Here is a 13,409-nt window from a genome sequence, read left to right on the forward strand (position 1 = left end):
AAGCAATGAAATGGAACGTTTATTTAAGTGGCGAAATTCATACTGATTGGCGCGAACAAATCATCAATGGAAGTAAAGAACTTGGTTTGAACGTTGAGTTCTACTCAGCCAATACTGATCACGAATCCAGTGATGCTGCAGGTGATCATCTAAGAGACAATTCTCAACAGTTTTGGCGCGATCATCAATCATCAAAAGTGAATTCAGTGCGCGTTAAGACTCTGATTAAGCAATGTGATATTGGAATTGTTCGCTTCGGTGATCAATATAAACAGTGGAATGCAGCGTTTGATGCGGGCGTACTATCCGCGTTAGATAAGCCATTCATCACACTGCATGATGAGGCATTGATACACCCACTCAAAGAAGTTGATGCGGCTGCAATGGCGTGGGCAGAATCACCGTCACAGATTGTTGAGATATTAAGTTACGTCACCAAAGCTTAACCGAGGACCTTTTTGCAATATTGCGTAATATTAGGCGGATACTGCGCAATATTGTCACATCATAGATAAGACTCTCGTTTGCACTTACATCAGATAGTGTTAATTGATTCCTATAATTGACTCATAATTTCGCATTTCAGATAGCATTCAGGCATAACCAATCTACTATTTATAATGATAGACAACCCAAATAGCACTTCTTTAAGAAGAAATAGTCATATGAATTGATAGGCTAGTTATGGCTTGTTGGGTTTTAAACGAAATGGATGGTTGATGAAATTATTGAATTTATCAGTACTGATTGGGATAGGTGTATTTTCAGCTACAGCTGCATCTAAAACATCACCGAAAATCAGTGTAGAAGTTCTTGCGATTGAGTTTCCGCCCTATACGACATCTAAACTCGAGACCGATGGAATTGCTTTCGAGAAACTTCGTGCTCATCCTGCAATGTCTGAAATAGAAGTAACCGCAAAATTTACGCCGCCTACTCGAATTGGTAAACGTTTACTGTTGCGTGATTGGTGCATGAGTTTTTACCCACCAAGAGATCAAAAAGGCGGTCATTTTAAGAAATGGGAAATATCGAAAGAAGAGGTCAAGCTCGGTTTCTACCGTGTAAAACAAGATGGTGAGTTTACTTGGGGTAGCTTGTCCGAACTGAAAGGGCATTCTGTAGGGCTGTTAAGTTCATATTCTAAAAAAGGTCTGAGCGGTTTAATGTATGCCAATGCCTTGGATGTTTACGCGATTGATTCTTTAGAGCAAGGCTTCGATTTATTAGTCAAAAATCGAATTGATTTGGTCTTTTCTGATAAGTACAGCGGTCAGTTTATAGCGATTGATCATGGTTATGACTTACAAGAACTTCAATTCTCAGACACCGCACTTTCGACGGAACGGTTCCATGTTTGGGTCAACTTGAGTTGCACCCAATTGGTTACTCAGCTTGAACCTCATTGGGCGCAATAGGCAGTCAAATAGCGGATGTTTTGTTTGACGTTGGTTTACCCTTCTAAAACAGCGTTTTTAAATACTCTTTCACCTGTTGAATTTGGAACTCTCTGTCAAACTCATCACATTGTTTTTCTTCTAAAAACGCATCAGCGTAGGTTTGATCCAGATTGTTTTCCAAAAATAGTATGTAAAGTTTAGGGTCAATGTGACCTGATGTCGCCATATCAGTCATTATCGAGATAGATTCACTGAGTCTCTTGCCTCTCTTGTAAGGGCGATCACTGGATGTTAGTGCCTCAAGTACATCGGCAATAGCCATCACTCTAGCTGGGATAGAGAGTTCTTCTTCATTTAGGCCGCGTGGGTAACCTTTACCATCAACGCGCTCATGGTGCCCCCCTGCAATATCAGGAATATTTTTTAGGTGTTCAGGGTATGGCAAACGCTTAAGCATCGATATTGTCTGGATGATATGGTCATTAATGATATAGCGCTCTTCGTCTGTGAGTGTTCCCCTTGGTATTGACAGGTTATATAGCTCACCACGATTATATTTAAGTTCGCCGGGCTCTAAGATAAACGCTTCTTGCCAAACATCTTGTGGTTTACAGCCTTCTTCCCAGTGAATTTCATGAACGATTTTATCCGCTAGTAGTGACTCCATCACCGGTAGAGAAACATATTCAGGTGATCGTTTTTGCTCAATCCAAGATACGCCTAATTGGTCGTCAAGCGTCCGTCGCCATTGTCGTTGGCTGATCGTTTGAAGCTTTGCTAAATCTTCATCAGTCATTGATTCACCGCCAATGTTGGCCGAAGCAACAAAGGCAAATTCTTCATCTAATTTTAGATGCAATCGCGAGAGTTCTTTTTCGAGTGTAGCTGCATCTCCGCCTTGATGTACTTCTTTCCAGTAGTCGACTTCTGCTTGAGTCTTAATCAATTCAAAGCGCATCCTAACTTCGTGTATACGGTCATAGATTGTTTCGAGTTTGGTTGCCTTGTCGACCACATATTCGGGAGTGGTGACTTTTCCACAATCATGTAACCAAGCAGCTAGATGAATTTCTTCTCTCTGTTTTGGACTTATCGCGAAGCGTGGGAAGTACTTATCATCGTCTTCCACGGCTTTAATTAGCATTTCAGTTAGTTCAGGTACGCGCTGACAGTGACTTCCAGTGTAAGGGGATTTTGTATCAATAGCTGAAGCGATGAGCTCGATAAAGGCATTCAGCATCTCCTTTTGTTGCTCCATCTGGTCGATATTATCTTTTGCTATCTCGGCAAAGCTTAACAACTCACGAAGGAAGGCGTGTTTATCGCTCTGTTGCTGAGTGATTTCTCGTTCGTAGCCAAGAGTTAACACACCAACTAGTTGCCTTTCTCGATTGAGCAGTGGGAAGAAATATATATCAGAGTTATAGAGATACTCTTTGTGCTTACTCAACGCATTATCATGTTGGTTTAGGTGAATTATTTCCCCTTTTTTCAAATCAGTGAGCATCCAAGGTGTTTCACTTAAGAACGAATTTATTTCAATCTTAAACGGGATGATGGCGTGATTTGCAGCGGTAACAAATTGGTCTTCTTGTTCGGAGTTAACAAATAAAATGATTGTCTCAGCGCGTGTCACTAGGTAACTTTGATGAGTTATTGTCTTCGCAAGTAAATTAAAGTCTTGATTTGATGCTGTTTCCCTTAGCAAGCGAAGTAAGTCATGTAGCGTATGTTCCATTAATTCGATCGACTGAGTGAGGTTCGTGACTTCTTTAATCACACTCTTTGGGTATCGCGTTTTTTTAAAGTCGAAGCGAGCAATATTATCGGTGAGTTGTACTAGATTCTGTAGTGGGTTAGCCAGTCTACGAGCAATAATCCAAACGATTAAAAAACTAACCGCTAACATGGAAAGTGCCACAGTAATTTGCTTGTTTCTCATTGAGACTAAGTTACTGATCAAATCATCTTGAGGCGTTGCTTCTGCCAACAGTAATCGGACATGATTATTGAGTGTTACTGGCGTTAGAGTTATTGACCATAGGAGCTGATCGAACGAAACTTGTTCGTACAATGTTTGGCTGCTACTTCGGTTTAAAATAGATTCAAATACACTGTCTTTGATTGAAAGGTTAAGTTGTTCAATCGGTTGATTAAGGTTAATACCTGATTGGTGATGAGCTAACACTTGGAAGTTATTATCAAATAGCAATATTTTTGAGTTGCTTGAGAATCCAATTTCGCTGATCTGTTCTGACATTGAATCTAACGTGAAATCCGCTCCAATAACAGCCTGACCATTCATCGACCGACGTGAAAGTGTCACCCCATTTTTTTGTAATGTATAAAAAAGATAGGGCTCTGTTAAACGGATCTCACCATCAATATCTGCATTGGTAAACCAAGGGCGAATTCTAGGGTCAAATTCGTTATCGTCAGTTTTTCTATAGCCCACTTTATTATGGTTACCATCAAGAAAGATATATTCGTTTGAACCTGATAATTTTGTAATATTAATCATTAGGCTCGCTTTAGCAGGGGACTGATATCGTTCTCTTTCAAGGTTGGTTCTAAGTGGACTTAGTAACGTGAACGTACCATCTTCACTCGCGTAATAGATGGCGATTAAGCTTTTGTTGCGCTGGAAAATCAATTCAATTGACGCTATCCATCGTTCATTCTTTATTGGAGACGCTTTTTGTTCAACGATCGGGCTGTATGCCAAAAAATCTAAAGTGGTAAGTATAGGTCCTGTGCTTTGTTTGAAGGCCGTCTCTAATTTACGTGTATTTTCCCTGCTGACCTCCTTTGCACTAGCGGCCAATAACGCCTGCGAGTGGTTGTAGCTTATCGCAATCAGAACCGCCCCTACTAACGTAGTGAGAACCAGAAATAGACTAGTAATGTGGATACTCAGGGAGTAGCGGCGTTTTCTCATCGACAATTCCATTGCAAATAGCTCTCCTAAGTATTGTCTAAACACTCAATGATGCAAAAACTTTCTTTAAATTTATAAGCTTGAACTTAGTGGCTTGAATTTTTGTGAAATTGGTCTAAAAACAGTTAGAACATGAGTTTAACGTCGCAAAAAGATGATTTTTTAATCAAATTGAAAGCAAACTCTTCTATACATGTAAATAGAATATTTTATTAGGGATTGCTCATGTTAACGCTTAACTATGGAATTGAAATTAAGTCGGACCCAAAAACGGTTTGGAAAGTGCTTACCGAACTGAATAACTATCAGAGGTGGGCACAAGCTTTTTCACCTCAATCTCAATTTGAAGGTCATTGGATTGAGGGAGAAGACATGCTTTTCTTCGACCCAAGTTTAGGCGGGACACGAGCAAGAATCGACAAAATATCGATTAATGAAGCGATTGAGTATCATCACATAGCGATTTTTTTCCCAGAGCATCTTAAAGACATTGACAGTGATGTGGCGGATAAATGGATTGGTTCATCGGAGTCTTTTCATATCGATCCCTTAGAGAAGACTGTTGTGCTGCAAGTGACGGTAAAAACACATCCGGACTTCATCTCTATGTTTAATAATGGATGGGAAAAAGCGCTGCCTATGATCAAAGAGCTGTGTGAAGAGGCTTAGATTGATGTGGGAATAAAGGTGGTTGTTGTTACTTGTCACTCTAAAAAAACGTAAGAGCAGTGACCGATTGATTCAACGTGATAATGAGTGGGTAATTGTTATAAATCCTGATATCAATACTCGGTAATTCTAGCGAGACTAAGCTTGGGTATGTTGCTAAACTCATCGCAGATTATTTTACCTATAAGAGCAAGTGATGAAACTTTGTGTCGATACTCATACTCATACGTACGCGAGTGGTCATGCGTACAGCACTTTAATTGAAAATGCTAAATCTGCAAAAGAAAATGGCTTAACCCTATTTTGTACCACTGATCACGCCGATTCGATGCCGGGCGCGCCCCATTATTGGTTCTTTTCTAATCAGCATATTTTGCCTCGTTTTCTTGAAGGCGTTGGAGTGTTGCGTGGCGTAGAAGTGAATATTCTGAATACTGAGGGTGATCTTGATCTTCCTGCAACTGTCTATCCGTATTTAGATTGGGTATTAGCTAGCTTTCATGAACCTGTCTTTAAGCCTCAAGATAAAGTTGCACATACTGAAGCGTTGATCAATGTAATCAAGGGTGGACGAGTTGACGCGTTAGGTCACCTTGGCAACCCAAATTTTGACTTTGATTTTGATCAGGTTATTAAATGTGCCGCTGAATACAATGTAGCTATTGAGATCAACAACACTTCACTTACAGGGAAAAGCCGAGTGGGGAGCGTTGAACGATGCTATGAAATCGCTCGCCTTGCAAAGCAGTATGGCGCTTACATAACGACTGGATCGGATGCCCATTTTTGCCAATACATCGGTAAGCTTGAATTGGTTGATAAGCTTCTAGAAAGCATTGAAGCTGATCCACTAAAAGTAGTTACTCATACGCCTCGTCAGTTTCTCGATTTCCTAGAGCTTAGAGGCCGCGATGCTATTGAAGAGTTTAGTCATTTATAAACTCTTTCATGCAAATTGATACACTTTTGTACTTCAATCCTTTGGGTGTTTTCCATTACACTCTTGTTAATTTTTCTAAAGAAACTTTAAAACAATGAAAAAAATATTACCTATAGCTCTAGGCTTGGCTGTCTCATTTAATGTGGCAGCTACAGATTTCGATATGACGCAAACAATGAAGAAGATGGGTCTGGAGTTTAGACAAGCAGCGAAAGCAGAAAGCATAGAGTCTATGCAAACACCAATTACCAATTTGTCTGTATTGATTCAAGATTTAAAGAAAGCGGAACATCCTGAAGAGAAAAGTGAACTGTACGCTGAAGGCTTTACAAAACTACGCATTGCTATAGAGAATGTTGAAGAACATCTTGATAACGGTGAATTAGAGTTAGCTCAAGAAGCTTTGCGCGAAGTTGATGACCTACGTGTAGAGTTCCATGACAGACGTAATCCAAGCATCTGGAAGCGTATATTCGGCTAGATTTCTAAAATGATACAAGGGGGCAGTACCGATTTAGGACTGCCCTTTATTATGCCTAATTAGAATCAATAGAGAGCTTATTGGTTAAGTTTGCCATTACAAAATCGATAAACACTCGTAGCCTCGCGGGCATGTACTTAGTTTGAGCGTATTGCATAGCAATCTCGCCGTGGTAGCTACTCTTAATTGTCCAGCTTGGTAGTACCGCAATGACTTGCTGCTGCTCTATGGCATCCTTCACTACAAAGTCATGGAAAATTCCAATCCCTAGTCCACTTTTTACACCATTCAATCGCATTTGAGAGTGATTCACTGCATACCGGCCTGAAATAGTGACTGTATGGAATTCATCATCTTTTAAGAAGTCCCATACGTTGTCTTGCTCAGTTTCAGCAAGGTATAGGCAGTCATGCTCAATGAGTTCGGTTGGGTGACTTGGCATTCCACGCGTTTGTATATAACCAGGGCTCGCACACAAGACTAAATCAGTTTGACCAATTTCTTTTAAAACTAACTTTTCATCAGGTTTATCTGTCAGTTTAAATGCTATATCAATGCCATGCTTAAACACGTCAATTTCACCATCAACGGCGCGCAATTTAAGTTGGATAAGTGGATACTGCTGAAGAAAAGGAATGACAAATGGCTGCAATACCGAATTAAGAAACGCTTCAGGAGCGGCGACGGTCAAAATGCCAGATGGTTCGCTGTGATCCGCTGTCGAGACTTCAATCGCTTGTTGGGCGGCATTAACCATCACAACGGCTTGATCGTAGATTTTTTGTCCCGCTTGAGTGATGACCAATTTACGGGTTGTTCGCTCAAATAACTTTACACTCAGTGCATTCTCTAAACGTGTGATCAATTTACTCAGCGCAGATGGCGTGACATTGAGTGTTTTTGCTGCTGCAGTAAAGCTTCCTTCATTAACGACTAAAATAAAAGACGCTAAATCGGGCAGCAATGAGATCAGTTTAGGGTTAAGCATAGGGTTAATAGGGCCTTAGGTATTACTGCATCATAGACATTGTGAGTAACATTATTGCTGAAAATAGTGTGCTCGTCATTAACTGGTGCCCAACTCATCATAAAAAAGCCACAACTTAACAGTGCGTTATGATGTGGCTTTAACCATTTATTTAAGATGTATTAGAACGGTGGTAGGAATATTAAACTTCGAACTCTGCAACTAAATCATCCAGTTTTTGGCATTGCTCCGATAAACTGATACAGGCGTTATCTGCACTGTTAACCATCTCTACCATTTGGTAGCTGTTATCAGCGATACGTTGAACGTTAACGTTTACCTCATGGCTAACATTAGATTGTTGGCTCGCCGCAGACGCAATCTGAGTATTCATGTCGTTCATTTGCCCAATAGAGCTACGAATTTTATCCAGCGATGCTGCAGCAGACCCCGCTGTGTCTATTGTTGCGTTGCTGCTATTTTTGCTTGCTTCCATAACCGTAACGGCTTGTTTTGCGCCTTCTTGCAGTTTCTCTATCATGGCTTGAATCTCGCCAGTACTTTCTTGAGTGCGACTTGCTAGTGAGCGAACCTCGTCAGCAACCACAGCGAAACCTCGGCCTTGTTCGCCAGCTCGTGCTGCTTCGATCGCGGCGTTAAGAGCAAGCAAGTTAGTTTGATCGGCAATGCCACGAATAACATCGAGAATGGAAACAATGTTACCTACATCGTTGTCAAGCGCGTGAATGACCTGACTTGCGTTATCAATGTCACCAGACAAGTTTTGAATCGATTCAACAGTCTGGCCCAAAATTGCACTCGTTTGGTCGGCTTCATTGTTGGCGCTGCCACTCGCTTGTGCTGCTTCGTTTGCATTATCACTAACGGTTGAACTAGTGACTTGCATTTCATGAACTGCAGTTGCAACCAGTTCACTCTCTTGCTGTTGGTTAGAGCTAAATGATGCAATGCTTTGAGTGAGTGATTTAATGTTTTCCATATCAGCACGTACGGCGTTAGATGAGATAATGACCTCTTCTACGGTGATGTGAATTTTACCAACAAACTGATTAAAAGATTCAGCTACGCGGCCAAGTTCATCTTTACTAGTGACTTCCATTCTCTTCGATAAATCACCGTCTCCTTGCGCAATCGCCGCCATTGCACTTTCTATGTTCTTAATTGGCTTAAGCACGAATTGTTTTATCATCCAAAACGCAATAGCACCGGTTACAAGAGCGATAACAAGACCGATCTCGACTGTAAGTTTGTTTGCGCGAATTGAGCCACTAACATTTTCCTGCAAACTCTGCTGCTTAGACTCAATCCCACTACTGAGCGCCTTTAAGCTACTGCGCATTGCTTTAAACTCACTATCAATAAGCGATTGATTGTTTGTCAGTGTTTCACCAGCGTTTTGCGGTTGATTTGCCACTTGTTCATTTAGCTTCAACCATTTCTCTGTAGAGCTAACCAATTTGTTTAGCTCAGTTTGACTGGACTTAGGCAAAAAACCAATGTCAATCAAACTCTGGACCTCCTTCATTCTTGGTATTGCCTGATAGGCATTATCCTTGAACTCAAAACTGTGATGCTTGCTTTCAGCATCTGACGTAGCTCTAGCGATGCCTTGAATAGCAACGGTAACTTGATACAAATCTCTGTAAGCGTTTTCGAGGCTAACCATTGCCGGCTGAACCTGCTGACTGAGAAGCGTATTGAGATCGTCTTGTTTGTTGGCTTGAATGACGGAAAGCAGTGTCGAAGCGACAAAAACTGCCAAAATGGCAAATAAAGGAATGCTGATCTTTTGTGATATAGAGAGACGATTCATGAGCTTAGTCCGTTAATAGTGCGTGTTGAGGGGGATAAGAATCTATTTGAATTGATTATAGTTGCAAAAGAGAACATTCACCATCAAAGAGTGTTGATTTTCATAGCTATTTTTTGTCGTCACGGTAAAAGGGCTGTCATAAAGTACGAGGTTAAGAGAGGTGTTTACTAATTGTGCCTGAATTTCACTAATGTTTTTCCATGTGATGGGATAATGCTATTTGGTGAGTTAGTTTACACTGCTATTAGATCGAATTTGATGTGGCCTCCATGTCAAAACCCTACAATAAACAACTAAGCTTATTTTAACGAAAATAACAGCTAGTTTGTTTAACGATAATAACTAGTAAGGAACATTGCTGATGTCATCGTCATTTTACCAACAAATCCAAAACCAAATTGAAGAAGTAAAAGAAGAAGGGCTGTATAAGTCTGAGCGCATTATCACTTCAGCTCAGAAAGCTTCAGTCTCTATTTCGACTGGCGAAGAGGTTCTTAACTTCTGTGCAAACAACTATTTAGGTCTTGCAAATCACCCTGCACTTATTGATGCAGCGAAGTCTGGTATGGATGAGCATGGCTTTGGTATGGCATCAGTTCGCTTCATTTGTGGTACTCAAGATTCACACAAAGAGCTAGAGCAAAAGTTATCAACATTCTTAGGTAAAGAAGACACGATTCTTTACACATCTTGTTTCGATGCTAACACGGGTTTGTTTGAGACGATTCTAAGCAAAGAAGATGCAATCATTTCAGACACGCTAAACCACGCTTCGATTATTGATGGCGTGCGTCTATGTAAAGCAATGCGCTACCGCTATGCAAACAACGATATGGAGCAACTAGAGCAGCGCCTTATCGAAGCGAAAGAAGCGGGTGCTCGTCATACGCTTATCGTAACCGACGGTGTGTTCTCAATGGACGGTGTGGTTGCTAACCTTCCTGCTATTTGTGACCTAGCTGATAAATACGAAGCACTTGTGATGGTTGATGACTCTCACGCGGTTGGCTTTATGGGCGAAAATGGCGGGGGTACTCATGAGTATCATGACGTTATTGACCGTATTGATTTCATTACTGGTACGCTTGGTAAAGCAATGGGTGGCGCTTCAGGCGGCTACACTTCAGGTAAGAAAGAAGTGATTGACTGGTTACGTCAGCGTTCTCGTCCATACCTGTTCTCAAACTCTGTGGCTCCAGCGATTGTTTCTGCTTCAATCCGTGTTATTGATCTTCTTAAAGAGTCTGGTGATTTACGTACTAACCTTTGGGAAAATGCAGCACATTTTCGTACACGTATGGAAGACGCTGGTTTCACAATGGGTGGCGCTGATCACGCAATCATCCCAATTATGCTTGGCGATGCAAAAGTAGCCGCTGAGTTTGCTGAACGTGCTCTAGAAAAAGGCATTTATGTTGTTGCTTTCTCTTTCCCTGTTGTACCAAAAGGTCAAGCACGTATCCGTACTCAAATGTCAGCAGCGCATAGCCGTGACCAATTAGATCGTGCTATTGATGCGTTCATCGCTGTTGGTAAAGAGATGGAGATCATCGCTTAATCGGGCGAGAGGAATAATTATGAAAATTAAAGCATTATCAAAGCTAAAGCCTAAAGAAGGCATCTGGATGACCGAGGTTGAAAAACCGGAAATGGGTCATAACGATCTTCTCATCAAGATTAAGAAAACCGCTATTTGTGGCACAGACGTGCACATTTACAACTGGGATGAGTGGTCACAAAACACGATTCCTGTACCAATGGTTGTTGGACATGAATACGTAGGTGAAGTTGTTGGTATTGGCCAAGAAGTTCGTGGTTTCACTATTGGTGATCGCGTATCTGGCGAAGGTCACATTACATGTGGTCACTGTCGCAACTGTCGTGGCGGCCGTACTCACCTTTGTCGTAATACTACAGGTGTTGGTGTTAACCGTACTGGTGCATTTTCTGAGTACCTTGTTATTCCTGCATTTAATGCATTTAAGATCCCAGCTGAAATTTCTGATGATTTAGCGTCAATCTTCGACCCGTTTGGTAACGCTGTACACACTGCGTTGTCATTTGATCTAGTTGGTGAAGATGTACTGATCACCGGTGCTGGCCCAATCGGCATTATGGCTGCTGCAGTAGCTAAACACGTAGGCGCACGTCACGTTGTTATTACTGATGTGAATGAATACCGCTTGGATCTTGCTAAGAAAATGGGCGTAACACGCGCTGTAAACGTAATGGAAGAGAAACTTGAAGACGTGATGGCCGACCTAGGCATGACTGAAGGTTTTGACGTTGGTTTAGAGATGTCTGGTGTTCCTTCAGCGTTTAACAGCATGCTGACGAACATGAACCACGGCGGCAAGATTTCTCTGCTAGGTATTCCGCCATCAGATATGGCGGTAGATTGGAACCAAGTGATCTTCAAAGGTTTGGTCATCAAAGGTATCTACGGTCGTGAGATGTTCGAAACGTGGTACAAGATGGCTTCACTGATTCAATCTGGCCTAGATCTAACGCCAATTATTACACACCATTTCAAGGTTGATGACTTCCAAGCAGGCTTCGACGCTATGCGTAGCGGGCTTTCTGGCAAAGTTATCCTTGATTGGGAATAGGTGATTTAGCCATTATAGGCCTAGGTGAAATATCGTGTACACAAGATTTTCCCTCAGGCCTAAAGTGGTAATTTTAAGCTAAAATTGTCATAGTTTAGTATTCAAATTGCCCCAATTTTGCCCCAAGCATGCTTTATGAATTGCCCCAAAGAACTTTGGGGCAAAAATGTTTTTTTATTTATATTTTTCAATTTATTATCTGGAAGTTTGATGTGTTTTCAAATGGGTTTATTGAGTGACGTGGGCTAGCTTTTAGGGACGGAAGTGGACGAGTAGGCTACTTTTATCTCGATGACTTCATACTTGAAATACTTTTCTTAACTCATTCCATACTCTACGTGATTCTTTTTTGTTTGATTGCTCAAGCCACTTTCCATAGACCTTAATTATTGTATTGATATTGGCGTGCCCCATCTGCTTGGCTAGATAGTGGAGGTTAACGTTAGCATGAGTAATAAGCCAACAGGCATATGTATGTCTTAACTGGTGAATGTTTCTATATGAAATCTTCGCGTCCCGGCATGCTCTCTCCCATACTTTAGGAAATGTCCTTTTTCCACAAAAGTCATAGCCATTTTTGCTTCTTCTCACCGCTTTCGGATTGAAGACAAAATGAATGGTATCTGTTCTGTGGCTTTTGTCAGCCAATTCAATTTTGTATTTATTAGCGGGTAACTCATCAGTCACAAGTTTTTGAGCTTTTAGCGCTTCCAGTGCAGGAGGTAGTAAATCTATGTAGCGCTCTGTGTCTGTTTTGGTTGTTTTTAACAATCGTTCATTATCAGCAGACCTTCTTACAAGAATTCTCTCGTTATCAAAATCAACATCCTCCCATGCTAGAGCGCATAATTCTCCAATTCTCAACCCTGTGTATACAAGTAGTAGAATGGCATTTTTATGTTGTAGGTGATTACATTGAGATACTGCGGCATTGATTTCATCTACCGAAAGTGGGTTGATTTGGACTTCGGTTTCTTTGAGGCGAGTTAGCACGTCTGAAAGATCTTTTTGAATGTATTCCATTTTATGTAGCCATTTCAGGAACGCATTTACTGTAACAAGCTCCCTGTTTACCGTTCGAGCAGCTCTACCGTCGATGAACAGCATTTTTATTTTTATTAATGTTCTAGGTGAGAGAGTATTGCATCCTCTTGTTTTCCCATATGCATTTAGAAAATTAATTAGTGCCAGTTGATATCGAATGAACGTTGCGTAACGTACATCTCTCTTTCGAGATTCTAGATAGGTGGTTACTAATTTATACAGCGGGTCATTTGTTGATGTATCTAAAGCATGTTTCGATTCAGGAAAGTGTGTCGCGTAATCAAAAGTGCCGATCTTAATCTCGTAGAGAATTGCCTCACGTTTGCGAGTTGCAAACATAAGGTTTTGTTTGTTGGATTTCAGGCCTAATGTCTCACGGTAACGAACTCCCTTATAAGTGAAGGAAATACGAATTGAGTTGCCATGAATTTCAACGCCAGGTGGCGTAATTATTGGTGGCTTCTTTGCCATCTTTGCCACTCATTAGTGTCTACCAACCAAGAACCACAACTGTTTTTCCAAATTAC

General features: G+C 41.1%; 11 protein-coding genes. 7 read left to right on the forward strand and 4 right to left on the reverse strand.

Annotated features, from left to right (window positions below; genetic code table 11):
• Positions 1–5: 5 nt before the first annotated feature.
• A complete protein-coding gene (locus tag L4C54_RS19600) occupies positions 6–446 on the forward strand; it encodes a YtoQ family protein (protein ID WP_428809465.1) in 441 nt (146 codons plus the stop codon).
• Positions 447–719: 273 nt separating this feature from the next.
• On the forward strand, positions 720–1,418 hold the full coding sequence (locus L4C54_RS19605; protein WP_428809466.1) for a hypothetical protein: 699 nt from the start codon (positions 720–722) through the stop codon (positions 1,416–1,418).
• A gap of 43 nt (positions 1,419–1,461) precedes the next feature.
• On the opposite strand, the gene L4C54_RS19610 is transcribed toward L4C54_RS19605, so the two are convergent.
• Entirely contained in the window at positions 1,462–4,338 is a 2,877-nt protein-coding gene (locus L4C54_RS19610; RefSeq protein ID WP_428809467.1) for an HD domain-containing phosphohydrolase, read from the reverse strand.
• A 225-nt stretch (positions 4,339–4,563) separates the two neighbouring features.
• On the opposite strand from L4C54_RS19610, the gene L4C54_RS19615 reads away from it, so the two are divergent.
• From L4C54_RS19615 to L4C54_RS19625, 3 genes are all read left to right on the forward strand, one after another.
• Positions 4,564–5,007, forward strand: coding sequence for an SRPBCC family protein (locus L4C54_RS19615; RefSeq protein ID WP_428800606.1), 444 nt, complete (start codon positions 4,564–4,566; stop codon positions 5,005–5,007).
• A gap of 196 nt (positions 5,008–5,203) precedes the next feature.
• The gene (locus tag L4C54_RS19620; RefSeq protein ID WP_428809468.1) at positions 5,204–5,947 is read left to right on the forward strand and encodes a phosphatase; all 744 of its coding nucleotides are present in this window, start codon (positions 5,204–5,206) and stop codon (positions 5,945–5,947) included.
• Positions 5,948–6,041: 94 nt separating this feature from the next.
• Positions 6,042–6,428 (forward strand): cytochrome b562, encoded by a 387-nt coding sequence (locus tag L4C54_RS19625; protein WP_428809469.1) that lies wholly within the window; start codon positions 6,042–6,044, stop codon positions 6,426–6,428.
• Between the two features lie 55 nt (positions 6,429–6,483).
• Here the strand turns inward: L4C54_RS19625 and L4C54_RS19630 are convergent, their stop codons facing one another.
• Together L4C54_RS19630 and L4C54_RS19635 are read right to left on the reverse strand one after the other, a co-directional pair.
• Complete coding sequence (locus L4C54_RS19630) at positions 6,484–7,416, reverse strand: LysR family transcriptional regulator (protein ID WP_428809470.1); 933 nt, start codon at positions 7,414–7,416, stop codon at positions 6,484–6,486.
• Between the two features lie 181 nt (positions 7,417–7,597).
• The gene (locus L4C54_RS19635; protein ID WP_428809471.1) at positions 7,598–9,229 is read right to left on the reverse strand and encodes a methyl-accepting chemotaxis protein; all 1,632 of its coding nucleotides are present in this window, start codon (positions 9,227–9,229) and stop codon (positions 7,598–7,600) included.
• Between the two features lie 361 nt (positions 9,230–9,590).
• Here L4C54_RS19635 and L4C54_RS19640 point away from each other — a divergent pair, with 361 nt between their 5' ends.
• Entirely contained in the window at positions 9,591–10,787 is a 1,197-nt protein-coding gene (locus L4C54_RS19640; protein ID WP_428809472.1) for a glycine C-acetyltransferase, read from the forward strand.
• Between the two features lie 19 nt (positions 10,788–10,806).
• Entirely contained in the window at positions 10,807–11,838 is a 1,032-nt protein-coding gene (gene tdh / locus L4C54_RS19645) for an L-threonine 3-dehydrogenase (protein ID WP_428809473.1), read from the forward strand.
• 297 nt (positions 11,839–12,135) lie between these two features.
• Here tdh and L4C54_RS19650 read toward each other — a convergent pair whose 3' ends face one another.
• Positions 12,136–13,353, reverse strand: coding sequence for a site-specific integrase (locus L4C54_RS19650; protein ID WP_428809474.1), 1,218 nt, complete (start codon positions 13,351–13,353; stop codon positions 12,136–12,138).
• Positions 13,354–13,409: the final 56 nt, after the last annotated feature.

Source organism: Vibrio lamellibrachiae (assembly GCF_050337265.1).
Lineage (GTDB): Bacteria > Pseudomonadota > Gammaproteobacteria > Enterobacterales > Vibrionaceae > Vibrio > Vibrio kyushuensis.